Here is a 24564-nt window from a genome sequence, read left to right as displayed (position 1 = left end):
CACACAGTCCAGCCCCCAATCCATCATATCTAAAAAAACCATTACCTCATCGCCTTGTTTCAACTTAAATAATATCTGTAATGAACGATATAACATTTGCACAAGCCTTTGTTACTGAATTAGAAGCCGAAACGCACTCAACACGTAAATGTCTCGAGCGTGTACCGGTTGAACTCTTTGACTGGAAACCGCATCCCAAATCAATGGAGCTGGGTTACCTGGCGCTGCTAATAGCCGAAATTCCGCTGTGGATTACGCATATGATCAAATACGATTACATTGATTACGCCACGTTTGAGCATTTAAAGCCCTCGGGCACAGAAGAACTGGTGGCGCACTTTGAGGAAAACGTAAAAGGCGCACGCAAAGCGTTGGTAGGTGTAGAAAACGGTGAACTTGAATTTAAATTCGACCTTAAGGCTAACGGACAGGTCATGTTCACTACTACCAAGCGAAAGAGTATTGAGTCGACAATTAACCACATGATCCATCACCGAGGGCAACTCACCGTATACCTGCGGTTGAATGATATACCCGTACCCTGTATATACGGCCCATCGGCCGATGACCGTAATTTTTAAAAAATACCATGAAGATATTACTCACCGGTGCCACGGGTTATATTGGTAGGAGGTTATTGCCCGTGCTTATAGAAAATGGCTACGAGGTAGTTTGTATGGTTAGAGACAAAAACCGTTTTGACCTAAAGCCCTACAAATCTGGTAAAATATCTGCCGTTGAGGGAGATTTAACCAGAAAAGACACGCTCGATAATATCCCAAAAGATATTGATGCTGCCTATTACCTGGTACATTCTATGAGCATGAGCGGCGGGGATTTTAGTAATACCGAAAAAGAATCGGCGCAAAATTTTGTAGGATACATAAACACCACCCAGGCTAAGCAAATAATATATCTGGGCGGTATAACCAACGAAGAACAGCTGTCCAAACACCTGTCTTCGCGCAAGGCGGTCGAAGATGAGTTGCGCAAAAGCAGGGTTCCGGTTACGGCTTTAAGAGCGGGGATTATTGTGGGTTCGGGCAGTGCATCGTTCGAAATTATACGCGATTTGGTGGAGAAATTGCCGGTAATGGTTGCCCCCAAATGGCTCAACACTAAATGCCAGCCTATATCTATCCGTAACGTGGTCGAAATGCTGGCCGGCGTACTGCACCAGGAGTTTACTTACGGCAAACATTTTGATATTTACGGCCCCGACACACTCACTTACAAGCAAATGCTGCTGCAATTTGCCGAGGTGCGCAAGCTAAAGCGGCGCATATTTACCGTACCCATCATGACACCGCGCTTGTCATCCTACTGGTTATATTTTGTTACCTCTACCTCCTACTCGCTGGCCAAAAACCTGGTAGAAAGTATGAAGGTTGACGTAATTGGCAAAAAGAACGAACTGCCCGAAAGGCTGCACGTTGGCCTTATTCCGTACAAGGAAGCTATTAAAATTGCCTTTGATAAGATTGAGCAAAATATGGTAATCTCTACCTGGTACGATACCGTGTCTACCAATGTTTTTGAAAAAGGGCTATCCAAGCATATTGAGGTTCCGCAGTTTGGCATATTTACCGATAAACAATCACAAAAAGCTAAAGACCCGATTAAGGCATTAGAACGCATTTTTGCCATTGGTGGTAAAAACGGTTGGTACTACGCCAACTGGCTATGGGGTTTCAGGGGGTTTTTCGACAAGCTTTTTGGCGGTGTTGGCTTGCGCCGGGGCCGAAGAAACCCGGCCGACCTTTCGCCCGGCGATACTTTAGATTTTTGGCGGGTAATTTATTCTAACAAAGAAGAAAAACGTTTGCTGCTGTATGCCGAAATGAAGCTGCCCGGCGAGGCCTGGTTGGAGTTTAAGATAGATAATGACAATTGCGTCAAGCAAACCGCAACGTTTCGTCCATTGGGTTTGTGGGGCAGGTTGTATTGGGTGTCGATGCTGCCGTTTCACTATTTTATTTTTAAGGGCATGCTAAATAAAATTGCCGGATAAATTTGCTTACAGATAAGTATCTTTAAGCAACCAAAATTCTGTTCATTTTATGCTCGACATTGTAATAGAAGCCCGCAAAGCAGCCATAAGCGAGGCCATTGAGGTTAAACGCATACTGCCATTCAGGCTGCGCCGTATGGTTGGTCCGTTTGTTTTTATGGATCATGCAGGGCCTATTGCCAACATACCGGCACAACCGTCAGACATGGACGTGCTGCCGCATCCGCATATTGGCCTGTCAACCGTGAGCTACTTATTTGGCGGACAAGTAACCCACCGCGATAGTTTGGGCGTTGAGCAGATCATCCGCCCCGGTGAGGTTAACTGGATGACGGCCGGTAAAGGCATAGCTCACTCTGAAAGGTTTGAAGACCCATCGGCCTTAAACGGCGGCCTTGAAATGATACAAACCTGGGTTGCCCTCCCCGAAAAGGACGAAGAAACCAACCCTGCTTTCAATAATTATACGGTTAACCAGCTACCCGTATTTACCGACAAAGGCGTATGGATGCGCCTTATAGCCGGTAATGCTTACGGCTTAAGTAACCATGTAAAAACCAACTCCCCGCTGTTTTACCTGCACGTAGTGTTACAGCCCCACACTCCTTTTGCCCTACCCCAGGAACATACTGAACGCGCACTGTACATTGTTAAAGGCCGCATCGAAATATCGGGCCATACCTACTCCAGTGGTCATATGCTGGTATTTACCAAAGAAATGGACCCACTTATTGTGGCCAAAGAGCACACCTCCTTGATGATTTTGGGTGGCGAGCCTTTGGGGGAGCGCTACATATGGTGGAACTTTGTATCGTCTCGTAAGGAGCGCATTGAGCAGGCTAAAGAGGATTGGAAACAGGGCCGCATCATACTACCGCCTAATGATAATCATGAATTTATTCCGCTGCCTCAGGATTACGGGCGCCCGGCCGGACCGCCAAGGCCCGAGCCATTGTCGTGAAGAAGATATTATGTTTAAGTCCTGATTATTAATCTACCCTTGTTTAAGCGTTCAGATTAACAGAATTAATTTTTTTCAGGGTAAGTATATACAGCAAAGCAGTAACTATAATTGCCCCGGCTACCATACATAATAACCCGGCATCATATTGTTTGGGCCAGGCTTGCTCAAAAACGGGTTTGTAAACAGATGTACCTGCACCATCTAACCCGGTAATCACGTGCAAAAATATATTTGCCGTAGCATGAGAAGCTATGGAAGTCCACATGGAGCGTGTGAGTATAAACGAGAGGCCGAATATAAAAGAGCACATGGTAGTACTTATCACAATACTATACCCGCCATTTCCCCCTTGCAAATGGAATAACCCAAATGGTAAAGCTATAATTAACAGGCTTAAGCGCCAACCTAACAGTTGACTAAAAACAACTAACAAAAATCCCCTGAAGATTAGTTCCTCCAAAAAAGCTCCGGGTAAATAGGAAAAGGCCTCGCTTAAAACCCTCGGTCCACTTAGTAACCTGTATTCAAAATGATAAGGCACTAAAAGCTGAAGTATACATGCTGTTGATAAAACAGTCATCACACCAATTAATATTCCCGCTAAAACATTTATTGCAGTGCTTTTCGACAAACACAAACCTAAAGCTGAAAAAGGAATATTATTTCGTTTTAACAAAGTGTAGCTTACGTATAACAAAGCAAAATCACATATAAAATTGATAGTTATGCGGGTGAGGAAAAAAATGAGGTGATGAGAAGGAAATACCATTTGCCCGATAATATTTATTTCCCACGCTATAAACGCTGCAAAAACAAATACAAACAGTGAACTGCGATTTACTTTAAAAGATGAAGATTTTTGGAAGTATTTTGAAACGGCTGCCTGCGACATATAGTTTAAGACACAATATATGTATATACATTTACAAACCCCTATAAAACAGCAAAGCCCCCTGATGGGCAGGGGACTTTTACTAACCAATTATAAACCTAAATTATGAGAAGAGCTGTAGGAGAAGGAGTCGAACCTTCACGGAGTAGTTATCTTATTGCTAAGGTTTCCCAAACTCTCCGCCACCGCGACAAGGAGGTGTGTCTGCCAAATTTCACCATCCTACAGGATATTTATTTTCTCTTTGTTGATACAAATATAAAGCAAGTCTCAATATCTTGCAAATATTTTATCAAAGTTTTTTATTTTTTATTATTTTGACATTAAAACTTAACTTTTAGTAACAATATCATTATTTAGCATTTAATTTTAAGCCCCGAAAATTCAAATTTATTAATCAAACAGTTTTTGATCTTTTACATAATATGTTTTGCGCGATGAAAGCTCTTCCTGCAATATGGTTTCGCCCCTGGGAGTAGTCTTTTGTTTAGGGCGATGAACGTTAAAAAAGTCGCGCACCTCACCATTAATAATATCGGGCTCAACTTTAAATATCTGTTTTTCGGCATCCTCCAGTACTTTCCTTATTGATTTGGATAATACTTTAATTTCATCATCAGGAATTTTTGAAGCAATGGAAAATGGCGACAAGCCTGCATCGTAAAATATCTCATCAGCATAAGCATTACCTATCCCGCGAACCACTTTTTGATCCATTAGAATGGCTTTTACCGGCTTTTTGCTTTTGACAAACTTCTGTTTCCAGAACTTTTCGTCTACCTCCTTATCCAAAGCATCGGGCGCATCGGCCTTTTTGGGGTTGAGCGTTGGGGTGGCCGCCTTTTGAAAATCGGTTAGTGCCAAGCTTTTATCACCATCAAAATAAAGTTCGAGTATGGTAAACTTGTGCGTGTTCTCACTATCAAACCAGCGCAGAGCTCCGTGTAGCATCAAATGCAGCCCCAGTGTTTGATTATTGCTGAATTTAAGTTGCAATGTTTTTCCTTCGCGCACAACCTTATTAAGCACCTGCCCTTGCAGGGCCAGTACAAGTTCATCGGCACTCACATTCAGTTTTTTCGACTGAACAACATTAAGTTTAAGCAGCTTGCGACCTTTTAAAACCTTGGTAAGGTTATGGCTGAAAGCTTGCAGATCTGGTAATTCGGGCATGCTTAAAAGTAGTAACTATTCCTTGTTACGTATACGGTTAAACGACTTTTTAAGCATGTACCTGATTTTTAGCCTTAACTCGGTTGGACAGTTTTCTTCAAACACCAATTTTGGCATTAAGCTACGCGTTGAACTTACCACCGGATGCGGAGGGTGTTGTACCTTAAAGTAATTGGCGTAGTTGTGTCTTTCCTGCTTGCTCGCATCTTTTACAAGCTCTGCAAAGTGCGATAGCCTTTCATAAAATGCATTCATATATTATATATTAGTTTATTTACCTGAAAATCAGCAATATTGAAGCCACATCAGCATTTTAGGGTAAATTACTTTCCACACTTTATGAACAGATTTACAGTAAGTTATCCACATTTAACCTTGCTGTTAAAAATGCATGATATACACACTAAAAAACAGAATTTAAGACCCCTAAAGGCAATTTTATTAACTTGTAGTATTATAAAATTTAGTTAGCAGGTAAACTTTATCCACAATTTAACAATCTCCTCCTCTGCAAAATGCATTATTAAGTTATTGTAAACCAGCTTATAAAATCGGCGTATTTTTAAAAAAGCTTTGTTTGCGCTTCAAAAAATCAGTATAATTAACTTATATAATTTAATCCATAAATTTTAACGCAATGGATGCCTCAACCTTAAACTATCCGGCCATAGTTGTTGCCGCGCTTTCGGGCTTTTTACTGGGTGCAGTATGGTACTCCCCTCTTTTATTTGCCAATGCCTGGCTAAAAGGTGCCGGCCTTACTAACGATGAGGTTGCTAAAGGCAACAAGGCCAAAATTTTCGGATCAACGTTCATCCTGTTTTTAATTATGGCTTTTGTATTGGCATTATTTGTTAATCATGGCAATGCTGCATGGGGTGCGGGTATTGGTTTCCATGCCGGGCTACTTACATTCAGTGCCATAGCCATTCACAGCCTGTTTGAATTAAAGGGCTGGAAACTGATTTTAATTAATGGCTGCTACAGCTTTATATCTCTTATAATTATGGGTGCTATTTTAGGTGCGTGGCAATAGCTTAGGTTGCAGACCCTTTATTTTCCCAGTGATCTTTAATTACGATGCCAGCTGCATCATACTTTAGTGTACGTGCAAAACGCTCGCCCTTAATATTTCCTTTTTCATCTTTTGTACCCATAAATAATAGTACAGGCCTGCCGGCCTGGTCTGTTTTAAAGGCCAGATCATAGCGCTTAAAAGGCATTTCCACCATGGTTTCAGGTGCATATATTTTATTCAAGATCTTCAGCAATTCCTTTCTTAACTCCATTAATAGTGCTTTTAAGTAAGTTTTTTTCACACATTTTAGCCCATGTACAAAACAATTACCAGCACTGTTAGTTTAGCATAAAACTTAAACAATAAACTGTTATGGCAAAAGGAAAAGATACAAAAGCAGATGCGGGAGCAATCACTGCTTATTCGGTTAAGACGAAAACTAAAAACGTACCAATGGTCGATCCGGTTATCGACGTAAAATCGGGTCGCTATATAGCAACTGGTAAAGATGCCGACGGCAACAAAATGGCTGCCATTATGAGCAAAGCTACCGCCGAAGAACACATCAAAAACGGTAACGCCAAAAAAGGTACCGGCTGGAGCTAAAAAATATGCAGATGCGAGGATGTGCAGATGTGCAAATGATAAAAATTATCTTATATACATCTGCACATTTACGCACCTGTACCTTGTTAATTCATGTGCACATTTGCACATCTACTAATCTGCACATCAAATTACCGCTTGCCTGAACGGCTTCACATCAATCTTATCCCAAACCTTTCCGGTTACATAGGGATCGTTATTCATCCATTTTTGCATTTGTTCATCGGTTTCAAACTGCACGATCATTACCGAGCCTATCATTTGTTCGGCATCATTTAAAATGGCTCCGCCTACAACATAATTATTATTGGACTTTAAAATTTTTACGCCTTCGAGGTGTGCAGGGCGCATATTTATGCGGCGTTGCAGGGCCTCTGCATCGGTAAAATCATGGGCTGTAATCACATATTGCTTCATAAACGAAATTATTTTTCGTGTGTAAAAAGTACACACAATCGATTTTATTGGCTATTTGGCTGTAAACCTAATAACTAAGCATTAAAAACCACCAAAATAAAGCGGCAAATGTGCTTAGCTTTTTTAATTTTGCCTCACCATGACTTTAGACCAACTCAAACAACAATTCGAATCGGCGTTTAACCAGCAGGCATTAGAGAGCTATTTTTGCCCCGGCCGTGTTAACCTTATTGGCGAACATATAGATTATAACGGTGGCCTGGTAATGCCTTGCGCCATTAACTTTGGCACCTGGATGTTGCTGGCCCCAAACGAAGACAATGTATTCCGTTTCAGGAGTGTAAACTTTGAGGAGACCTACGATATTGGCGTACAAACCTCTTACGAAAAAACCGGCCGCGATTGGTATAACTACCCGCTGGGTGTGCTGCACCATTTTGTAATTGATGGTAAGCAGGTAAAGGGACTTGATGTACTGTACTTTGGCAACGTGCCCATTGGTTCGGGCCTGTCATCATCGGCTTCAATTGAAATTGCTACGGCCTTTGCGTTTAACCAGTATTTTAAAACCGGTTACAGCAAGCTGGAACTGGTGAAAATGGCAAAATCGGTTGAAAACAACTTTATTGGTTTGAGCAGCGGTATAATGGACCAGTTTGCAGTAGCCTTTGGTGAGGCTGATAAAGCCCTGATGCTAAATTGCGATACTTTAGAGTACCAGGCCGTTGATGCGCACTTAGGCAACAATGTACTGGCCGTTATAAACACCAACAAACCACGTAAACTGGCCGAAAGCAAATACAACGAGCGTGTTGAAGAGTGCCAGCAAGCCCTGAAAGCCCTGCAGCAGGAACTCAAGATTAGCTACCTGTGCGATATTGATGCTGATACTTTTGCCAAGTACAAGCACTTAATTACCGATGCCACTGTACTTAAACGCGCCCGCCACGTAATTGAAGAGAACGACCGCGTTAAACTGGCTGCCAAGGCATTAGCCAGCCATGATTTAGCCGAGTTTGGTCGCCTGATGTATGCATCGCACCACTCTTTGCAACACGATTATGAGGTAAGTGGCGTTGAACTGGATACTGCCGTTGAATATAGCAAAACCGACAATAATGTAATTGGCGCGCGTATGACCGGTGCCGGTTTTGGCGGTTGTGCCATTGCCATTGTAAATGCAGAGGCCTTTGAAGAATACCGCAAAAACCTGATCGAATATTACACCGCCAAAATAGGTTATGCACCTTCTGTTTACGCTACCAACATTAGCAATGGGGTGCATGAGCTTGTTGGTGAGTAGTGAGTGGTTGAATGGTGAGTAGTTGAGTTCCCTTACATACCGTAGAGACACAATACTTGTGTCTCCATCCAAATAAAATAAAAAGAGACACGAATAGCCTTGTGTCTCTTTTTATTTTATAGCAATTTTGCCACATGCGCAAACTAAAGTTAGATGAACTGAACCGGGTATCGGTAGAAGAGTTTAAGGAGCAGGAGAAATTGCCCGTAGTAATTGTGCTGGATAGTGTGCGCAGTATGCATAATGTTGGGTCGATTTTCCGTACAGGGGATGGGTTTGCGGTTGAGCATGTTTGCTTGTGCGGTATAACAGCGCAGCCACCGCACCGCGAGATCGAGAAAACAGCCTTGGGTGCCACGCAGTCGGTTGACTGGAGTTACCATGCTGATGCGGTGGAAGCCGTTGATGAATTGCGTAATTTAGGCTATATCATAGTAGCGGTTGAACAGGCCGAAAACAGCGTTATGCTGAATGAGTTTAAGCCTCAGGCCCATCAAAAGTATGCCCTCATTTTTGGCAATGAGGTAAATGGCGTTAGTGATGAGGTAATGGCTAAAATTGATACCTGTTTGGAGATCCCTCAATTTGGCACCAAGCACTCGTTCAATATTGTGGTATCGGCCGGTATTGTGTTGTGGGATTTTTTTGCCAAGATGAAATTATCGAGCTAACTTAGGCTAATGAACGCCATAGCCAAAAAACTTTTGATGAAACCGGGTCAGCACTGGCTGCTGTTCAACGCGCCCAATGCTTACCTTTCGGTTCTCGACCCGCTGCCGAATGGACTAAAAACAAGTCACGAGGCAAAAGGCGACTTCTCTGGCATCCAATTATTTGTGCTCAACAGTGCCGAACTGGCAACATCGCTCAAGCATATTCAGCCGGTATTAAAGCCTGATACCGTTTTATGGATCATCTATCCAAAGAAAAGCTCGGGCATTGCAACCGACCTGGAAATGATGAGTAGTTGGGAAGAACCAACTAAATATGGCTTGAACGCTGTAGCCGCTGCCGCCATTGATGCTACGTGGACTGCGTTGCGTTTTCGTCCGCAGGAGCGAACCAAACTATCCGACACCCGCAATGCCGAATTGGAAAATAACCAATACTCCGCCTGGGTTGATGTGGTAAACAAAACCGTTACCCTCCCTCCTGATGCCGAAGCTGCCTTACAACAGCACCCGCTGGCACTCACCAATTACGATAAACTATCGTACAGCAACCGTAAGGAATACGTGCTGTGGATAGTAACAGCCAAACAGGAAAAAACCCGTACCGAACGGCTGGCCAAAATGGTTGACAAACTCCTGAACGGCAAGAAAAACCCATCAGATAAATAATTATATTGGCAACCATCTAAAACTTGCTGAATTATGATTATTCCATTTGTAGAATTAACCGATAAAAACGACCGCCCTGTACTCATCAACGTTAGCAACATTACTTCGGTAGTGGTTTACAACACCCCACACGAAGAAGTGCACGTTTACGTTATCGGCGATAAAGAATCGTACGTAACTGTTAAGGAAAGCTACACTGAAGTTAAAAGTAAAATTTCGACCGTTGGTGGAAGTATTTATTAGTGGGGATTAGTAATTAGGTTATTAAGTTGTTGTTATAACTTTGTCCCGCCCTGACATTCCGACTCAAGGAGGAATCTTATACGCGTGATGAGCTTATAAGGAGCATAAGATTTCTCTCTATCGTTCGAAATGACAAGGAGTTTTATTCTGCCGCTATCCCTCCTTTCCAACCCTTCACCACTCATATTCAACCACTCACCAAAAAACTTAACCTACATTAAGTGCGCGACAGTACCCACGGGGTATCTTTGTTTATCAAATCACAACAACAATGTCAAACACTGTATTACATAAAGCAAATGAACGTGGCCATGCTAATCATGGCTGGTTAAATAGTCATCACACTTTTAGCTTTGGCGGTTATTATAACCCTAATGCTATGAATTTTGGCGCATTGCGCGTTTTAAATGATGATGTGGTAAGCGGCGGCATGGGCTTTGGTCGTCACCCGCACGATAATATGGAGATCATCTCTATTCCGCTGGAAGGCGATCTGGAGCACAAGGACAGTATGGGCAATACCGCCATTATTCGTGAGGGGGATATACAGGCTATGAGTGCCGGTACCGGTATATACCATAGTGAGCAAAACGCCCACGAAAACCAGGCGGTTAAGTTTTTGCAAATATGGATCTATCCTAATCAAAAAAACGTAGAACCAAGGTATGACCAATTGACGCTGAATTTGGAAGACCGCCATAACCGCTTGCAACAAGTATTATCACCTAATAAAGATGATGCAGGTATATGGATCTATCAAAATGCATGGTTTCACATGGGTAAATTTGATAAAGGCGTAAGTACCGATTATGCTATTAAAGGCGGCAAAAACAATGGTGTATACGCTTTTGTATTAAAGGGAGACGTAAGTATTAACTGCCAGCAGTTAAATACCCGCGATGGCTTTGGCATTTGGGGTGTTGACAGTATAAGCATAACAGCCGATACCGATGCCGAATTTTTACTGATGGAAGTACCCATGATATTTTAAAACACCATGAGCGATAAGGTTAAAATACTGGCCATAGGCCGCAATGAAGACATACTGCAAACCGTAGTACGCCTCATTAATAATAATGCTGAGTGGGAGGGTGCTGGTGCCGTAACCGACAAAGATGCCGTACAGGCTTTTGACCATGAAGTATTTGACCTCATCATGCTATGCAGCGGCATCGAACCCGAATCGGAAGAAAACCTGCGGGCCTACTTTACTGCCCATCGCCCCCATACCAAAATTATACAGCACTACGGCGGAGGTAGCGGCTTGCTAAGTGCGGAGATTTATCAAGCACTGGCTGGAGAATCAAGAATATAGAGTCAAGAATACAGAGAGGAAAAAATTGTTAATTTCTATCTGTATTCTTGACTCTGTACTCTTTACTCTATTCCTTTCTCCATCACCATCAACGTAACCGGTTCAGCAGATACGCTTTTGTCGGTTACTAAAGGATACGTTTCACCGGTGGCGGTGTAGCCGCGGCGTTGGTACCAGGCAATGAGTTCGGTACGGGTAGTAATAACCGATATTTTAATAGCTTCGCAACCTAAAATATGGGCGTATTCATCGGCTGCTTCCAATAGTTTACGACCAATACCTGCGGCTTGAGCCAATGGATCAACGGTAAGCATGCCTAAGTACAGGCGGTTGTTGGTAACCTGCTCAAGGTATACTAAGCCAATCATCCGGCCTTCATCATCAACATATTTAAGCAGGGTAATTTCGGGGCGGTTAAAGTAACCTGCCATTTCAGCTTCGTCAATGCGTATGCCTTGCAGCAGGTGGCTTTCGCTGGTCCAGCCTTGTTTAGAGTAATCGCCACGATAGGCACTGTTTACCAGGGCAACGGCCTCGGGCACATCGCTTATAGTAGCTTTTGTAATATTGAGGTATATCATAAAATTTGAGGCCTGCAAAACTAAGTACTTTTATACCGCCTGTAAGCCTCACTTATAAAATTTATGCACGACTTATTGCCCGCCTGATGATTTCATCGCGTATTTGAGCACATTTTTCATACTGCTCTGAGCGCACATGTTCATCAAGCATCATTTCTAACTCGTATAACGAGCGGCTAACAAACTCGAGGTTATTGGTGGTAAGTCCTTTTAAGGGTTGAAAAAATCCATCGGCACTGTAAAAGCCCAATGAAGTGTTTGGGTTCTGTTTCATCTCTTCAGTTAAATTATTAAGGTGAACTTAAGTTAGACAAAAAGATGTATTACCTCCAAATATCAACGTCAATTAATTACAATTCCCTGAGCATTACTTATGGACATGCCTATTGCTTTTGCAAAAACTGGTCTATTTTATCCTTGTTAGATTGAAACACGAACAACTCGCGTACTTGGAAAAAATTACCGGGATCAACCACGTAATCGTAAGCAAACAAAGCCGCCTTCAATTTTTCATCATCAAAAGAAAATGCTTTAAGCGCATCTTTAAGTTGGCTGACTGTTAGGGCATTATTCCGGATAGCAGCGGTAAAAACGTTCTTTTTATCGCTATCAAAGCCCTGACTTTTTACACTTTTTAACAATGCCGAAAACGCCTGCTCGTCCATAGGTTGCGGCATCCGCCTGCGCGGGAACGACGGCGCTTGATTTGAGCGCACACTTGAGTTATCCCAATCATCGAGCCTGTACTGCCCGTTATTGTAAAGCGGAATTTGCGCCTGCAATTTTAAGCCTAAACGTTTTGAAAAAGTAAATATGCTGCGCCTGGCTGGTGCAATTGCAACGGTACTGTTTATAAGCTGCTTGTTACCACTGCTGACACTTATAGCCGCATTACCTGGCCTCACTTCAAAAAACCGGAACCTGCTGCGTGATGAGGTTAAAGCCTGATCGTCGATGGATACGGTATACCGGCCTTCGTCACTAAACTCGATAAATACCTCGGCATCTATATTGCCCTGGGCTTTTACAAAATGGGTTAAGAGAACGAATGATGCTAAGAGAAATAATTTTTTCATAAGTGCTAAGGTTGTGTTTAGGTATGAATGCAAAACAGCCGGTAAGTTTAACCAGCTATTTTAAATTGTTATAAAGCTCTCAAATCCTCGCGTATGGGGTTAAAAATATCGAGCAGTTTACATTTGGTAATGGCCCGGCCCCCATGAGGTACATTGGGCGGAATTACGGCGAAGGTATTGGTATCTAAAATTTGCGGCACGCCGTTCACGGTCAGCTCAAACTGTCCTTCGAGCACAAAAGCGCACTGGTGGTGTGGATGCGTATGTATAGCCGATTCGGCTCCGGCTTCAACCTCTAAAAAGTTTAGGGTATTTACCTCGGTGTGTATTAATTGAGCCATATATCCGGGCGACATTTGTTTGGGTTCGATGTCGCTAAATTTTTTAAAGATTGATGTATCCATGCTGGTGTTTGTTTTTTAAACTGTAAATATAAACATTGCGTTAAAACCGGGCTTGCCTAAAAAGCATCATCACCAAAACGTATTATTGCAAAAACTGTTAATATTACTAAACATCTACAATTATGGCAACGTTTTCAGATATTATAAACACACCACAGCCCGTACTCGTTGATTTTTCGGCCGAGTGGTGCGGGCCTTGTAAGGCAATGGCTCCTATTTTAAAACAGGTTAAAGATGAGTTGGGCGATAACGTAAAAATTGTAAAGATAGACGTGGATAAAAATCCATCGGTAGCCAGTGCGTACAATGTGCAGGGCGTACCTACCCTAATCTTATTTAAAAACGGAGAAAATAAATGGCGTCAAAGCGGCGTAGTACAGGCCGGGCAGTTAAAGCAAATAATTGAGCAGTTTGTGTAAATAGTGCGGAGGTGTTATGATGATACCCGGTTAAAAATCATGCTGCGGCCAATAAATTTAAAGTGCCAATATCCGGTAACTTTTAATTTTCCAGCTGAAACGAGCGAGGCTGCTGCATTCCATTTTTTGCCGGTTTGCGCGTCGTAAATACGGCCGTTTTCCCAACTGTTGGTTTTGGGTTTGTACTCGAGGTCTTCCATTACACTCATGCCTATCAGCTTGCGGTTACGCAGCTTTTTGTCGGGATTATTATAATCAATACGTGTTTCCATAGGCTTGGATGGATCATCCGAATCATCAAACCAAACCAGTCGGGCTACGTAATCATCGCCCTCATGGCTAACTTCTACAATACAATTCTTTTTTTTTCAGATTGCCATTTGCCGCAGATCATATCACATGGCTCCACAGCATTTTTATGTGCATTCAGTGTAACCGAAAGCAGGCAAAAGAATAGAGTAACCGATGCAAACTTTTTAACCATAGCAATAACTTATCACAATATAAGTAATTAACGGCATGGAGTTTACATTTGTTTGACATTACGTACAACTAAAATCTATATGCGCATGATATAGCCATCATCAGCCGATACACCTTTGTCCTTACGAGCCTCTATTACATCCTGTATTTGCTTTGGTAATTTGGATAGCAGATCATAACCTGTGGCTTTCTCAATATCGCGTACCGTGCAAATATATTTTGTCCAATTTGGGTCTATGCCATTATTGTTGGGCGTAATTACGGCAATTAAACGTGTAGCTGCATTAACTCTTGCCAAATCATTGTTACCGTTGGGCAATACTACAATCACCTTCCATATGTAGGCAGGTACAGTTAACCGTCCTTTATCAATAGTTTTATGAAAACCGCTGGTACCATAACCGCCAATGCCATAACTTCCCATAACAACATACACTTCATTGCCCTGGTTAACCAGCATACGCTCATAGCCTTCGAGGTTACCCCAGGTGTGCTGATTATTGGCCGGAGCCTGCGGTATCATATTGGTCATTAAAAAAGTTTCAGAGTTGGCCTTGGTTGAGCTTGCCCTATCGGCCGATGGGCAATTGTGACCGCGCTCAAATCCACTTCCCTGGTAACTGAAGCTTTGCACGCGGTACCAATCTTTGGGCAGGCTTTCATCCGACCTGAAATCATTACTACGGCGTGTACGACCAAGCCACTCTTTGCCCACATACCAGCTTACCCAGTTAGGCGTACCCCGGCTGTGGTTGTAGCTGAGGGTGTAGTAAGGCTTCTCCATTAAATAATTATCGGCATTGTCTGTGCTTGTAGTGGCATTGCTTGGGTTGCCTAAAAGGAGGTTGGTATTATCGCCTGCAACGGCACTATCGGTTATAGCAGTTGTATCTGTTTGGGTAGAGGTGCCGGGTGGAGCGCTGGGGTTAAAGCTGTACACCGTAAAATCGTCAATATTAATGCGGTTATTGCCGCCTGAAGTTTTACTTATTTCAAAACGAACCGGTCCTTTATGATTGACAATGAAAGTCACCGTTTGTAACTCCTCCTTATTGGCTACCATACCCGCCCCTACCTGCGTGTAAGTTTTACCGCCATCAACAGACATTTTAAGCTGCCAGCCTGATGTTTTATTACCGGCATAAGCAGCTTGTTTAATGGTTACTTTAGAAGCCCCATCCAAATCAAACTCCATGCGCAATAAGCCTTTACCTTTAATACGTACCGATTGGCTTCCCTCCTTCGCATCTTTGTTTGAACCGGCAATCAATGCGTCCTCAAAATACCACAAACCACTTTTGAGTTTAACTTGTGCCGCTGCATATGAGGGCTTGGTAACGCTTTCAAAATCTTCTGCTATTTCGACAGTTTTAACCTTTTGCTCGCCGGGATATTGGGGTGATTGCTGTTGATTATTATTTGGACTGTTACAAGCTACTAATAAAGTAAGTGCAGCAATAAAACAGGCTTTAACGAGGTTCTGCATAAAAAGAAAAAGTAATTCGGACACAATGATAAGAAATCATTTATGCCGATTGTTTGCCGTGCTCTCTAAATTTGATTCATCACAAAGCCGCCTTCTTGATCCGCTGCGCTACCCGCACTGCAACATCAGATCCTTTTGCAAAAAAGGCCGATAGTGGTTCCTTGCTTAAATAGGGTTCAAACTCCTTGCCGTACAGCGCGGCAATATCAGCATCGAAAACAGGGTTGCTTACTAACCCCACCTCCCACGGAATATGCTCTACGGCGTACTCCAATGTAGTGGTTGGACTGATGAGGTTATATCCCCAGTAATGTTCAAATATAAACTCTTCGGGGCTGCCGGGTTCAATAGGTACAAAGGGATTGTTTACCATGGCGCCCAATTTATTCCAGCGGCCATTCAATTTCCATTCGTAATTATATTCAGTTCGTCCATCGGCCGTTGGTATAACCGAATGCCGCATGGGCATGGCTTTGTAATGTTCGTTATACAGGTTATTAGCTACGATGGGAATAATGCGTTTAGGCACAATTTCGCTAATGAATACCGCACCGCGCTTCCATTCGGTACCATTAAAGTATCGAACATAAAAACGCAGGTTAACCTCTTCAAAGTTTACATGTCCCGGCCATTTTACGCCCATAACACTGGTATTCATAAACATAAACCCAACCATACTCACCAATGCCTTGCCCTCCCATAAGTCCAGCTCGGTATAGGCGGGCAGGTAAGGTTTCAGCACATTCGGGTCAACCTCGTAATTAAGCATGAGCAGGTTGCGCCATTCGGCACTTAGGAATTTGATTGACATAAAGTAGCCCCTCCCAACCCTCCCCGGGAGGGAGGGCTTAAAAAAGCACTTCTTCCAAAGGAGGGAGTATTAAAAACATAAAAAATAAAAAAGTCCTACCCAATAGGAAGGACTTTTACAATAATAAATATAAAGCCCCCTCCCTCACGGGGAGGGTTAGGGTGTGGCAATTACTTGCCTTTATAATATTTCATTGCTTCGGGGATGCGGTTTTGTATCTCGCGTATACGGGACGCATCCGAAGGGTGGGTGCTTAAAAACTCAGGTGGAGCATTACCACCTGCTTTGGCCGACATGCGTTGCCAGAAACCAACAGCTGCGTTAGGATTGTAGCCTGCCATAGCCATAAAAGTTAAGCCCAGGCGGTCGGCCTCAGTTTCTTGCGAACGGCTGTAATGTAATAGCGCCAGTTGGCTACCTGTACCATACAGGGCATTCACAATTTTTAAACCGGCTGAATTTGATGTGTTTGATGCCACACCTACGGCAGCACCTAAACCCTGTGCCACATATTCCTGCGAAATACGCTCGGCCGAATGCTTGGCAATGGCATGGCCAATTTCGTGACCCATAACGGTTGCCAAACCGGCATCGTCCTGGGTAATAGGCAATATGCCGCTATACACAGCTACTTTACCGCCGGGCATACACCAAGCATTAATTTCGTTGCTTTGAATGAGGTTGAATTCCCAGTTGAATTTGTACTGATCGCCGTAACCATTTTGGCTGAGGTACTGTTGTATGGCAGCCGCTAATTGATTACCTACACGTTTTACGCGTTGTGCATCGGCACTACCGGTAATTACCTTGGTTTTAGGATCAGACAGTAACTGCTGATAACTGGCCGCGGCCGACTGGTTGATCTCGGAATCGTTTACGGCTAAAAATTGTTTACGCCCGGTTAGCGGGACAGTAGAACACGAGAAGAACACAATGGCCGCAATAATGGCCAAAATAGGTTTTGAAATTTTCATAGGTGTTGTTGTTTTAAGCTACTTTACTTTTAAAAAGGTTTACCTTCGACTCCTTGCCTTTCAACAACCGCTCAATATTTTTTTGATGGGTTACCAGTATCAGTATACATATACACATACTGTATATAACGACCGATTTTATATACACCGGAAATATGACCGTTACTCCTGCCAAATAGGTAAAACCTCCTATAATTGAACTGAGCGACACATATTTGGTTACCAGCAACACCACAATAAAAACCAACACACAAAGCAAGGCGGCGTGCAGGTTTATAGCCAAAACCATTCCAAACAATGTGGCCACACCTTTTCCACCCCTAAAACCTGCAAACACCGGGAACAAATGCCCCATTACGGCAGCAATGCCTAAGGCCAACTGGTAGTTAATAAATGCTATGGAATCATGATGTCCTATGGCCGTTACACCTAACAGGTAAGCAAGGTTGGTGGCCGTCCACCCTTTTAAAATATCAATAAGCATAACCGGTATACCGGCCTGCTTGCCCAACACCCTGAAGGTATTGGTGGCACCGGCGTTGCCGCTACCGTACTCTCTTACATCTATTCCGTAAAAAGCCTGGCCTATCCATACCGCGGTTGGTATAGAGCCAAACATATAGGCCAGTATGAGCACTAAAACGGAGTAAACTGTTACCATTTTGCCACAATAATACTAAATCGACTCAATATTTACTGCTTTACAGCCTTTAAACTCAAGTCCAAACTCTTAACTGAATGGGTTAAAGCGCCTACCGATATATAGTCGACCCCGCAAGCAGCATAATCGCGTATGTTATCTTCGGTAATACCACCCGATGCCTCGGTAGCGTAACGCCCCGATACAATATTTACAGCTTCCCTCAAATCGGGTATGCTGAAATTATCGAGCATGATACGATCAATGCCACCTACTTCAAGTACTTGCTCCAGTTCGTCGAGGTTACGCACCTCAATTTCAATGGGGAGTTTTTTGTTTTCAGCTTTCAGGTATTCATGTGTATTATACAAGGCTTCGCGTATGCCGCCCGAATAGTCTACATGATTATCCTTGATCAAGATCATATCATACAAACCAAAACGATGATTCACGCCCCCGCCTATTTGCACAGCCCATTTTTCGAGGTAACGGAAGCCCGGAGTAGTTTTGCGGGTGTCTAATACTTTGGTATCGGTACCTTTAAGCAAATCGGTTATGTGGCGGGTTTTGGTGGCAATAGCGCTCATGCGTTGCATGCAGTTAAGCACCAAACGTTCGGCACGTAAAATACAATGTACACTGCCCTCCACCTCCAGCACTACGTCTTTGGGTTTAATTTCGGCACCATCGTTTATAAACACGGTTACCTTTAAATCTGGGTTTACAATATAAAATATCTCCTGGGCCAGTTCAACGCCGGCCAATACGCCGGTATCTTTCACCAATAAACGGGCTTTACCCTGCGTGCCATCTGGTATGGTGGCTATCGAAGTGTGGTCGCCGTCGCCAACATCCTCGGCCAACGCGCGATTTATAAAATCATCAACAAGTTGTTTGTCCAAAACAATAGGTATTTATGGGTTCAAAAGTAAAACAAATACCGGGGATTTAGTTTTTTGATTTTGATTGTTACGTTGGGGGGTCTGAACCGGAATTTCAAGAATTTGTAGAATTAACAGAATTTCTGTCATATCCCTAACACGGTTGTGAGTATGATGGACTGCTTGATCAGGTTTTACTTACCATCCACTATGTAACCCCCAACAAAAATTCCAGCTAACCACCTTGTAGTTTATTTCATTCACCCATTTAAAATGGCTATCAAAAGTTAATAAGCAAAACATAAATACCCAAAAAGACATCACCAGGCATCCTATTATAATTCCAAGCCAATGCGTTTTAAGTTTTAATCCTGATCTTTCAATGAGGTTGAATAGGATTAGCGCCACTGTAAATTTAAGTAGCAAGTCGCAGAACATAGCTGTAATATAAATCTCATAACACCCGGTACAACCTAAATTACCAGAGATGAATCCAAAGGGAAATCCCCATAACCTGTCGTAGCCTCCATCGGTTTCAGTAACAACCCATCTAACAGTTACCTGCATAAACAGCGTTAAGGTTAGCGGCAATATGTATTGCAGTAAGGCTGGCCAGGTAATGCGCTTCATGGTGAGTTGTAAACTATCTACAATTTGCAAACAATTATAGTATTCAGCAAATTCTACAACTGTTTGTTAAAGCAAAGATTTCTGTCAATTCAATAAATTCTTCAAATTGCGGTTCAAGACAACATTTAAGTTATTGTAAACTTTACACCAATGAACCACTGAACTGATGAACTAATGAACACAAAACCTATATTTGCAACGTGGAAAACAAAAAAGTAGCCTTACTAATTCTTGATGGCTGGGGTTACGGCCGTCACGATCAATCGAACGCCATTTATATGGCCAATACGCCGTTTTTTGATGAGATGCTGCAAAAGTATCCTAACGCCAAACTCGTTACTTCGGGTATGGATGTGGGTTTGCCCGATGGGCAGATGGGCAACTCGGAAGTGGGTCACATGAACCTGGGCGCAGGCCGCGTGGTTTACCAGGAGCTGGGCCGCATACACAAAGCTTGCGAAGACCAGGAGTTTTCAGTTAACAGCGTAGTAGTTAATGCTTTTGAGTATGCCAAACAAAACAATAAAGATGTACACTTTATAGGCTTACTGTCTGATGGAGGCGTACACGCACATACCCGCCACGTAAAAGGCCTTTGCGATGCAGCAACTAAATTTGGCTTGCAAAAAGTATATGTACACGCCTTTTTAGATGGCCGTGATACCGACCCTAATTCGGGCATTGGGTATATAACTGATTTCGAACTGTCGATAGCCGAGCAACCGGTTAAACTGGCATCAGCCATTGGTCGTTATTATGCTATGGACCGCGATAACCGTTGGGAACGCGTTAAACTGGCTTACGACCTGATGGTAAATGCTACTGGCACGCCTGCCACTAACCTGGTAGACGCTATTAAAGAATCGTACAGAGATGGTGTTACCGATGAGTTTGTGAAACCCATCGTGATGGTTGACGGCGAAGGTAAACCTGTTGCCCAGATAAAAGACGGCGACGTGGTGATCTGCTTTAACTTCCGTACCGATCGTGGCCGCGAAATTACACAGGCTTTGAGCCAAAAGGATTTCCCGGAGCAAAACATGCATGCACTCAACCTGCACTATGTTACCATGACCACTTACGACGAAACGTTTAAAAACGTGAACGTAATTTTCACCAAGGATGATTTAACCCAAACCCTGGGTGAGGTATTGCAGGATGCCGGTAAAAACCAGATCCGTATTGCCGAAACCGAGAAATATCCACACGTTACTTTCTTCTTTTCGGGAGGTCGTGAGCGCGAGTTTGAAAATGAGAAGCGCATTATGATCCCATCGCCTAAGGTGGCTACTTATGATTTGCAACCCGAAATGAGCGCCGAGGGTATACGCGATGCTATTTTACCTGAACTGCAAAGTGGCTGGGCCGATTTTATATGCCTTAACTTTGCTAATACCGATATGGTTGGCCACACCGGCGTTTTTGAAGCCGTAGTTAAAGCCGCCGAAACCGTTGACAGCTGCGTAAAAACACTGGTTGAAACCGGCACCCGAAACGGCTATTCGTTCATCATCATTGCCGACCACGGTAACGCCGATTACATGATAAACGACGACGGCTCGCCAAATACTGCTCACACCACTAACCTGGTGCCTTGTATTTTAATAGATAACGACTATAAACAAATAGCCGACGGTAAACTGGGCGATATTGCCCCAACCGTTTTAAAGATGCTGGGTGTTGCTATACCCGAGGCCATGACCGGCAATGTATTGGTGTAAACAATTGATTAGAAATTATAAACTGCTTTGCAGTGCTTTATTATGCATATCTGCGCTGGCCTCGTGCCGACCGGATGTGCATGAAAGCGCAGGCGATAAGCGATTCTTCGACCTTAAAGGTTTTATTAATGCCGATTCGGCACGCTTAAACCGCGCACATATTACGGTTACTAAAACTGTTGCGCACAACAACGACGTTGCCCAAACCAAACCGGTTACCATAACCAACTGGGGACAAGAGCTAAGCGCCTTCTCCGCATCCGACATTAACAAACCCGCCTGGCGCGATGGCTATTCCGTTAAACAGGAAGCCGATTCGGTAGTGTACACCGCGTTGATGCCCGACCTGGTAACCCGCCGTATGGTAATACAACAAAACGACAAAGCGGTCAAAAAAATCCACATCGAAAACTTTACTAAAAACCTGCTTTACCAAACTACCGAACACTTGGTTTACTACCCCGATTCGGTTTATCTGATCGATAAATTACAGGAGGTGAAGTTGTTGGGTAGTAATAGGTATGTGGTTAAAGGGGTGATGAAGTAGGTAATAATAATAAATGTGTCATTGCGAGCGATAGCGTGGCAATCTCTAACAGATTCGTTAACAAATCGCCTTTCTACCGCTTCTGAGCCGCGGAGGCTCTTTGTTCTTTCCTTGATGAAAGAACCAAAATCAAGTCACCTCCCTATGCTTCGTTTGCCGCACAAGGCCATCCCTGCAAAGCCGGGCAGCACCACGGGCTGCTTAGCTTTTGCCCAACTTCGTTCCCGCTTACCCCGCGCTTCAGCAAAATCCAAAAAGCCCTTTTCTACCGCACAAGCCACCATGTGCTGCCCCGCTTTCGCCCCGAAGCTGGGAGGCGACGGAAAAAAGGGAACTGTGAGGCCAAAGGTGAAAGGTTAAGGGCGAAGGGCTAACGGTAAAAAGCTAAACACAAATGCCTGAACTTGCTTTGCAACTTCAGGCATCTGTACTGTTTAAAAGAGCGGTGGCCCGCCACAACACCCGGCCGGGAGCTGGCCTGTGGGGTGGAAGGGATTGTTGTGGATAGGCCTTTTTGTTTCTTTTGTGGCTATGACAAAAGAAATAGCCTGCGCGGCAATGAGCGCTACCGAAGCGACAAGTTAGAAGGCTTTTCCTTTAATAGCGGCTGGCCTCGTCACCAACCGCTAACCTTTAAAACGCCTAACTATCCTTCATTCTCTTTCTGCAACTTCTTCAGCATTTCGCTACCTATTAAAGCATCAATCATACCGCCATTACCACCGTCTTTGCCGTTCACCAATATTTCAGGAACAAGTTTAACACCGTTGCTGGCTAATGCCTCGGCTACGCGCACTATGGCGTACTGCTCGGTACCCATGGCTTCGGTTTTTTGCTTGGTTACCTCGGCTTCGGCCAAACCTATTGCTTTAATTTTGCCGGCATCGGCAGCACCGTTCAATTCGGTGGCGCTGGCATCGGCTTTGGCTATGATGGTTTTAGCTTCAGCATCGGCGCGGGCGTTAATGGTGCGGTTCTCGGCATCGGCCTTGGCATTTATCACGCGCGATTCGGCATCACCTTTGGCGCCTGCAACCTTGGCGGCGGCCATCTGGGTGTTGATTTCCACCTGGCGGGTTGATTTTACCACCTCGGGCTGCATGTCGGCACCGGCTTTGGCGCTTTCAAACTCCTTACGTTCCAATTGGGCGCTGCGCTGCACCTCGTAGGTATGGCGTTCCTCTTCGGCCAGTTTACGGTCGGTCATGGTTTTCATGAGGGCTTCGGGCGGCTTTATGTCGCCTATAAGGGTGTCCACACCCACCACGTTGTAATCAGCCAGCACCTGGCTAATGTGGCCCTTGGCATCGTCCTGACGTTGCGAACGGTTGGTTAAAAAGCCTATCACATCACTCTTTTGCGCCGCGTTGCGGAAATAGTTGGCAATGGTAGGCTCCAGTACCTGCGATATGAGGTTTTTCATTTTACCAAAACGGGCTATCACCTTTGGGGCTTCGTTGCGCGGTATATGGATGATCTGCGATACATCCAGGTTAAACGTAAAGCCATCGAAAGAGCGCACGTTAATGGTGCTTAGGTTCTTATCCAGTTCATGCGCCTCACTGCGGCTGTTAGCCCAGTTGAGTACGGTATTGGTAGTTGGCACTACTTCCACACTGTGGGTATAAATATTTACCGGGTGCTTACCAGGGTCGAGTGGATCTTCCCACACACCTTTTTGGCCCTTGTGCACTATGTTGCCATGTTTAAAGTTATCGCCGCTGGTGTCTTTACCTTCGGGGCCAACAAAGGAGTTTACCACGCCCACGTAGCCAATGGGAATATGCATCATCTCCACCTGTTCTAAAATAGCAAACCAGGGGTTGAGGTAGTAAGTACCGGCCAGTATTACATCTTCCTGCAAGCCTTTTTTGCCGCCGGCATGTATAAAGGCCATGGGGTCCTGAAAGTTGCGGTGACCATTAACCGAACCGCCTGCTATTTCGCCTTTTTCCAAAGGCTCTCCGTCTAAAGTGGTAATAATGCCCACCTTGTTTTCGTGTACCTGGGTAATAGGCACTTTTTCTATCTCAAACAAAAAGGTGTTAATACGGTAACTGCCCGGCGTTAAAAATGCAGCCTGCGGACCTTTTTGTCCACCGGTATCTAAAAACGTTTGCGCATCCTGAAACTTGTCGCACTCCACCGGGCGGCCAAGCACACGGCCGGTATCAAGCGGTGCGCCGTCTTTGGCCTTTACCAGTCCCAGCTTATCCTGCTCAATAATGGTAAAGGGCTCCATGGTAATGCTGTACTGCCACGGCCATAAGCGCCAGTACAAACCGGGGGCAAGTGGCTTGGCTTGCATACCAGCTTCGCCGCGGGTGGCAATAATGCGGCCATCGGGCAGGCGCTGATCAGCACCAAAGAGGGCAAATTTTTTAACCACCAACCCAATCCGGTTATCGGGTACTATGATCATCCCAAAAAATACCTGAAGTACAAATTTGTACATAACAAGGGCTGCAATAACGGGCAGCACCCACCACATAGAAAGGAATAAATTTTCCATTTTCGTAATAAATAAATTTTTGATTGTTTTTGAAGGGGCCCTTAAGGTGCGGGCTCGGGGACGAAGCTTACAGGCATCATGAAAAACCTCGGCGTGTAAGCATATATAAGATTGAGA

At 44.0% G+C, this 24564-nt stretch carries 31 protein-coding genes; 14 read left to right on the top strand and 17 right to left on the bottom strand.

Annotated elements, in window-relative coordinates; genetic code table 11:
* Positions 1-80 precede the first annotated feature (80 nt).
* From QE417_RS19740 to QE417_RS19730, 3 genes are read left to right on the top strand one after another with little or no spacing between them, the layout of a single operon-like run.
* The gene (locus tag QE417_RS19740; protein ID WP_311952751.1) at positions 81-581 is read left to right on the top strand and encodes a DinB family protein; all 501 of its coding nucleotides are present in this window, start codon (positions 81-83) and stop codon (positions 579-581) included.
* A gap of 8 nt (positions 582-589) precedes the next feature.
* Entirely contained in the window at positions 590-2011 is a 1422-nt protein-coding gene (locus QE417_RS19735; RefSeq protein ID WP_311952749.1) for an SDR family oxidoreductase, read from the top strand.
* A gap of 49 nt (positions 2012-2060) precedes the next feature.
* The gene (locus QE417_RS19730) at positions 2061-2972 is read left to right on the top strand and encodes a pirin family protein (RefSeq protein WP_311952746.1); all 912 of its coding nucleotides are present in this window, start codon (positions 2061-2063) and stop codon (positions 2970-2972) included.
* A gap of 43 nt (positions 2973-3015) precedes the next feature.
* On the opposite strand, the gene QE417_RS19725 is transcribed toward QE417_RS19730, so the two are convergent.
* The 3 genes from QE417_RS19725 to QE417_RS19715 all read right to left on the bottom strand — a co-directional run bounded on the left by QE417_RS19725 (position 3016) and on the right by QE417_RS19715 (position 5295).
* Positions 3016-3555, bottom strand: a complete 540-nt coding sequence (locus QE417_RS19725) for a CPBP family intramembrane glutamic endopeptidase (protein ID WP_311952743.1) — start codon at positions 3553-3555, stop codon at positions 3016-3018.
* A 705-nt stretch (positions 3556-4260) separates the two neighbouring features.
* The gene (locus QE417_RS19720; RefSeq protein WP_311952739.1) at positions 4261-5040 is read right to left on the bottom strand and encodes a DNA-formamidopyrimidine glycosylase family protein; all 780 of its coding nucleotides are present in this window, start codon (positions 5038-5040) and stop codon (positions 4261-4263) included.
* 15 nt (positions 5041-5055) lie between these two features.
* The gene (locus QE417_RS19715; protein ID WP_311952737.1) at positions 5056-5295 is read right to left on the bottom strand and encodes a hypothetical protein; all 240 of its coding nucleotides are present in this window, start codon (positions 5293-5295) and stop codon (positions 5056-5058) included.
* Positions 5296-5677: 382 nt separating this feature from the next.
* Here QE417_RS19715 and QE417_RS19710 point away from each other — a divergent pair, with 382 nt between their 5' ends.
* Complete coding sequence (locus QE417_RS19710) at positions 5678-6076, top strand: DUF1761 domain-containing protein (protein WP_311952734.1); 399 nt, start codon at positions 5678-5680, stop codon at positions 6074-6076.
* A gap of 1 nt (position 6077) precedes the next feature.
* On the opposite strand, the gene QE417_RS19705 is transcribed toward QE417_RS19710, so the two are convergent.
* Positions 6078-6329, bottom strand: coding sequence for a hypothetical protein (locus tag QE417_RS19705; RefSeq protein WP_311952731.1), 252 nt, complete (start codon positions 6327-6329; stop codon positions 6078-6080).
* 101 nt (positions 6330-6430) lie between these two features.
* Here QE417_RS19705 and QE417_RS19700 point away from each other — a divergent pair, with 101 nt between their 5' ends.
* A complete protein-coding gene (locus QE417_RS19700) occupies positions 6431-6664 on the top strand; it encodes a hypothetical protein (RefSeq protein ID WP_311952727.1) in 234 nt (77 codons plus the stop codon).
* A gap of 126 nt (positions 6665-6790) precedes the next feature.
* On the opposite strand, the gene QE417_RS19695 is transcribed toward QE417_RS19700, so the two are convergent.
* Positions 6791-7081 carry a YciI family protein gene (locus QE417_RS19695; RefSeq protein WP_311952723.1) on the bottom strand — a complete coding sequence of 97 codons (291 nt, stop codon included), beginning with the start codon at positions 7079-7081 and terminating at the stop codon, positions 6791-6793.
* 139 nt (positions 7082-7220) lie between these two features.
* On the opposite strand from QE417_RS19695, the gene QE417_RS19690 reads away from it, so the two are divergent.
* The 6 genes from QE417_RS19690 to QE417_RS19665 all read left to right on the top strand — a co-directional run bounded on the left by QE417_RS19690 (position 7221) and on the right by QE417_RS19665 (position 11282).
* Complete coding sequence (locus tag QE417_RS19690; RefSeq protein ID WP_311952721.1) at positions 7221-8384, top strand: galactokinase; 1164 nt, start codon at positions 7221-7223, stop codon at positions 8382-8384.
* Positions 8385-8518: 134 nt separating this feature from the next.
* Positions 8519-9055: an RNA methyltransferase gene (locus tag QE417_RS19685; protein WP_311952718.1), complete on the top strand. Its 537-nt coding sequence runs from the start codon at positions 8519-8521 to the stop codon at positions 9053-9055.
* 9 nt (positions 9056-9064) lie between these two features.
* Positions 9065-9724, top strand: a complete 660-nt coding sequence (locus QE417_RS19680) for a YdeI/OmpD-associated family protein (protein WP_311952715.1) — start codon at positions 9065-9067, stop codon at positions 9722-9724.
* Positions 9725-9757: 33 nt separating this feature from the next.
* Positions 9758-9967: a hypothetical protein gene (locus QE417_RS19675; RefSeq protein ID WP_311952712.1), complete on the top strand. Its 210-nt coding sequence runs from the start codon at positions 9758-9760 to the stop codon at positions 9965-9967.
* A 271-nt stretch (positions 9968-10238) separates the two neighbouring features.
* Positions 10239-10958 carry a pirin family protein gene (locus tag QE417_RS19670; protein ID WP_311952709.1) on the top strand — a complete coding sequence of 240 codons (720 nt, stop codon included), beginning with the start codon at positions 10239-10241 and terminating at the stop codon, positions 10956-10958.
* A 6-nt stretch (positions 10959-10964) separates the two neighbouring features.
* The gene (locus QE417_RS19665) at positions 10965-11282 is read left to right on the top strand and encodes a hypothetical protein (RefSeq protein WP_311952706.1); all 318 of its coding nucleotides are present in this window, start codon (positions 10965-10967) and stop codon (positions 11280-11282) included.
* 62 nt (positions 11283-11344) lie between these two features.
* Here the strand turns inward: QE417_RS19665 and QE417_RS19660 are convergent, their stop codons facing one another.
* The 4 genes from QE417_RS19660 to QE417_RS19645 form a co-directional block, all read right to left on the bottom strand.
* Positions 11345-11863, bottom strand: a complete 519-nt coding sequence (locus tag QE417_RS19660; RefSeq protein WP_311952703.1) for a GNAT family N-acetyltransferase — start codon at positions 11861-11863, stop codon at positions 11345-11347.
* A 61-nt stretch (positions 11864-11924) separates the two neighbouring features.
* A complete protein-coding gene (locus QE417_RS19655) occupies positions 11925-12137 on the bottom strand; it encodes a hypothetical protein (protein ID WP_311952701.1) in 213 nt (70 codons plus the stop codon).
* A gap of 109 nt (positions 12138-12246) precedes the next feature.
* The gene (locus tag QE417_RS19650) at positions 12247-12939 is read right to left on the bottom strand and encodes a DUF4476 domain-containing protein (protein WP_311952699.1); all 693 of its coding nucleotides are present in this window, start codon (positions 12937-12939) and stop codon (positions 12247-12249) included.
* Positions 12940-13007: 68 nt separating this feature from the next.
* Positions 13008-13343, bottom strand: a complete 336-nt coding sequence (locus QE417_RS19645; RefSeq protein WP_311952696.1) for a cupin domain-containing protein — start codon at positions 13341-13343, stop codon at positions 13008-13010.
* A gap of 122 nt (positions 13344-13465) precedes the next feature.
* Between QE417_RS19645 and trxA the strand changes: the two genes are divergently transcribed.
* Positions 13466-13762, top strand: a complete 297-nt coding sequence (gene trxA, locus QE417_RS19640; RefSeq protein ID WP_311952694.1) for a thioredoxin — start codon at positions 13466-13468, stop codon at positions 13760-13762.
* Between the two features lie 14 nt (positions 13763-13776).
* Here the strand turns inward: trxA and QE417_RS19635 are convergent, their stop codons facing one another.
* From QE417_RS19635 to QE417_RS19605, 7 genes are all read right to left on the bottom strand, one after another.
* A complete protein-coding gene (locus tag QE417_RS19635) occupies positions 13777-14073 on the bottom strand; it encodes a DUF2147 domain-containing protein (RefSeq protein ID WP_376717554.1) in 297 nt (98 codons plus the stop codon).
* Positions 14074-14321: 248 nt separating this feature from the next.
* Positions 14322-15731 carry a DNA/RNA non-specific endonuclease gene (locus QE417_RS19630; protein WP_311952692.1) on the bottom strand — a complete coding sequence of 470 codons (1410 nt, stop codon included), beginning with the start codon at positions 15729-15731 and terminating at the stop codon, positions 14322-14324.
* 79 nt (positions 15732-15810) lie between these two features.
* A complete protein-coding gene (locus QE417_RS19625) occupies positions 15811-16542 on the bottom strand; it encodes a YqjF family protein (protein ID WP_311952690.1) in 732 nt (243 codons plus the stop codon).
* A gap of 170 nt (positions 16543-16712) precedes the next feature.
* The gene (locus QE417_RS19620) at positions 16713-17516 is read right to left on the bottom strand and encodes a M48 family metallopeptidase (RefSeq protein ID WP_311952687.1); all 804 of its coding nucleotides are present in this window, start codon (positions 17514-17516) and stop codon (positions 16713-16715) included.
* Between the two features lie 13 nt (positions 17517-17529).
* Complete coding sequence (plsY, locus tag QE417_RS19615) at positions 17530-18177, bottom strand: glycerol-3-phosphate 1-O-acyltransferase PlsY (RefSeq protein ID WP_311952686.1); 648 nt, start codon at positions 18175-18177, stop codon at positions 17530-17532.
* 32 nt (positions 18178-18209) lie between these two features.
* Complete coding sequence (nadC, locus tag QE417_RS19610; protein WP_311952684.1) at positions 18210-19058, bottom strand: carboxylating nicotinate-nucleotide diphosphorylase; 849 nt, start codon at positions 19056-19058, stop codon at positions 18210-18212.
* Positions 19059-19235: 177 nt separating this feature from the next.
* Positions 19236-19667 carry a hypothetical protein gene (locus tag QE417_RS19605; RefSeq protein WP_311952681.1) on the bottom strand — a complete coding sequence of 144 codons (432 nt, stop codon included), beginning with the start codon at positions 19665-19667 and terminating at the stop codon, positions 19236-19238.
* A 200-nt stretch (positions 19668-19867) separates the two neighbouring features.
* On the opposite strand from QE417_RS19605, the gene gpmI reads away from it, so the two are divergent.
* Entirely contained in the window at positions 19868-21388 is a 1521-nt protein-coding gene (gene gpmI, locus QE417_RS19600; protein WP_311952679.1) for a 2,3-bisphosphoglycerate-independent phosphoglycerate mutase, read from the top strand.
* 4 nt (positions 21389-21392) lie between these two features.
* Positions 21393-21935 carry a hypothetical protein gene (locus QE417_RS19595; RefSeq protein ID WP_311952677.1) on the top strand — a complete coding sequence of 181 codons (543 nt, stop codon included), beginning with the start codon at positions 21393-21395 and terminating at the stop codon, positions 21933-21935.
* Between the two features lie 646 nt (positions 21936-22581).
* Here the strand turns inward: QE417_RS19595 and QE417_RS19590 are convergent.
* The gene (locus QE417_RS19590; RefSeq protein WP_311952674.1) at positions 22582-24447 is read right to left on the bottom strand and encodes an SPFH domain-containing protein; all 1866 of its coding nucleotides are present in this window, start codon (positions 24445-24447) and stop codon (positions 22582-22584) included.
* Between the last annotated feature and the right edge of the window lie 117 nt (positions 24448-24564).

Origin of the sequence: Mucilaginibacter terrae, from assembly GCF_031951985.1 — a bacterium.
Classification (GTDB): Bacteria; Bacteroidota; Bacteroidia; order Sphingobacteriales; family Sphingobacteriaceae; genus Mucilaginibacter; species Mucilaginibacter terrae_A.
The sequence above is the reverse complement of the archived record's forward strand: the minus strand, read 5'-3'. Positions and strand labels throughout refer to the sequence as shown.

What these genes read in the sequence shown, in the direction of transcription:
- QE417_RS19660 (WP_311952703.1), bottom strand. Translation starts at nt 11,863, where the DNA reads ATGATATACCTCAATATTACAAAAGCTACTATAAGCGATGTGCCCGAG.
- QE417_RS19705 (WP_311952731.1), bottom strand. Translation starts at nt 6,329, where the DNA reads ATGGAGTTAAGAAAGGAATTGCTGAAGATCTTGAATAAAATATATGCA.
- QE417_RS19655 (WP_311952701.1), bottom strand. Translation starts at nt 12,137, where the DNA reads ATGAAACAGAACCCAAACACTTCATTGGGCTTTTACAGTGCCGATGGA.
- trxA (WP_311952694.1), top strand. Translation starts at nt 13,466, where the DNA reads ATGGCAACGTTTTCAGATATTATAAACACACCACAGCCCGTACTCGTT.
- QE417_RS19590 (WP_311952674.1), bottom strand. Translation starts at nt 24,447, where the DNA reads ATGGAAAATTTATTCCTTTCTATGTGGTGGGTGCTGCCCGTTATTGCA.
- QE417_RS19650 (WP_311952699.1), bottom strand. Translation starts at nt 12,939, where the DNA reads ATGAAAAAATTATTTCTCTTAGCATCATTCGTTCTCTTAACCCATTTT.
- QE417_RS19665 (WP_311952706.1), top strand. Translation starts at nt 10,965, where the DNA reads ATGAGCGATAAGGTTAAAATACTGGCCATAGGCCGCAATGAAGACATA.
- QE417_RS19700 (WP_311952727.1), top strand. Translation starts at nt 6,431, where the DNA reads ATGGCAAAAGGAAAAGATACAAAAGCAGATGCGGGAGCAATCACTGCT.
- QE417_RS19675 (WP_311952712.1), top strand. Translation starts at nt 9,758, where the DNA reads ATGATTATTCCATTTGTAGAATTAACCGATAAAAACGACCGCCCTGTA.
- QE417_RS19680 (WP_311952715.1), top strand. Translation starts at nt 9,065, where the DNA reads ATGAACGCCATAGCCAAAAAACTTTTGATGAAACCGGGTCAGCACTGG.
- QE417_RS19625 (WP_311952690.1), bottom strand. Translation starts at nt 16,542, where the DNA reads ATGTCAATCAAATTCCTAAGTGCCGAATGGCGCAACCTGCTCATGCTT.
- QE417_RS19620 (WP_311952687.1), bottom strand. Translation starts at nt 17,516, where the DNA reads ATGAAAATTTCAAAACCTATTTTGGCCATTATTGCGGCCATTGTGTTC.
- QE417_RS19695 (WP_311952723.1), bottom strand. Translation starts at nt 7,081, where the DNA reads ATGAAGCAATATGTGATTACAGCCCATGATTTTACCGATGCAGAGGCC.
- QE417_RS19605 (WP_311952681.1), bottom strand. Translation starts at nt 19,667, where the DNA reads ATGAAGCGCATTACCTGGCCAGCCTTACTGCAATACATATTGCCGCTA.
- QE417_RS19720 (WP_311952739.1), bottom strand. Translation starts at nt 5,040, where the DNA reads ATGCCCGAATTACCAGATCTGCAAGCTTTCAGCCATAACCTTACCAAG.
- QE417_RS19730 (WP_311952746.1), top strand. Translation starts at nt 2,061, where the DNA reads ATGCTCGACATTGTAATAGAAGCCCGCAAAGCAGCCATAAGCGAGGCC.
- plsY (WP_311952686.1), bottom strand. Translation starts at nt 18,177, where the DNA reads ATGGTAACAGTTTACTCCGTTTTAGTGCTCATACTGGCCTATATGTTT.
- QE417_RS19740 (WP_311952751.1), top strand. Translation starts at nt 81, where the DNA reads ATGAACGATATAACATTTGCACAAGCCTTTGTTACTGAATTAGAAGCC.
- QE417_RS19715 (WP_311952737.1), bottom strand. Translation starts at nt 5,295, where the DNA reads ATGAATGCATTTTATGAAAGGCTATCGCACTTTGCAGAGCTTGTAAAA.
- QE417_RS19710 (WP_311952734.1), top strand. Translation starts at nt 5,678, where the DNA reads ATGGATGCCTCAACCTTAAACTATCCGGCCATAGTTGTTGCCGCGCTT.
- QE417_RS19735 (WP_311952749.1), top strand. Translation starts at nt 590, where the DNA reads ATGAAGATATTACTCACCGGTGCCACGGGTTATATTGGTAGGAGGTTA.
- QE417_RS19690 (WP_311952721.1), top strand. Translation starts at nt 7,221, where the DNA reads ATGACTTTAGACCAACTCAAACAACAATTCGAATCGGCGTTTAACCAG.
- QE417_RS19630 (WP_311952692.1), bottom strand. Translation starts at nt 15,731, where the DNA reads ATGCAGAACCTCGTTAAAGCCTGTTTTATTGCTGCACTTACTTTATTA.
- QE417_RS19645 (WP_311952696.1), bottom strand. Translation starts at nt 13,343, where the DNA reads ATGGATACATCAATCTTTAAAAAATTTAGCGACATCGAACCCAAACAA.
- QE417_RS19670 (WP_311952709.1), top strand. Translation starts at nt 10,239, where the DNA reads ATGTCAAACACTGTATTACATAAAGCAAATGAACGTGGCCATGCTAAT.
- QE417_RS19725 (WP_311952743.1), bottom strand. Translation starts at nt 3,555, where the DNA reads ATGACTGTTTTATCAACAGCATGTATACTTCAGCTTTTAGTGCCTTAT.
- QE417_RS19685 (WP_311952718.1), top strand. Translation starts at nt 8,519, where the DNA reads ATGCGCAAACTAAAGTTAGATGAACTGAACCGGGTATCGGTAGAAGAG.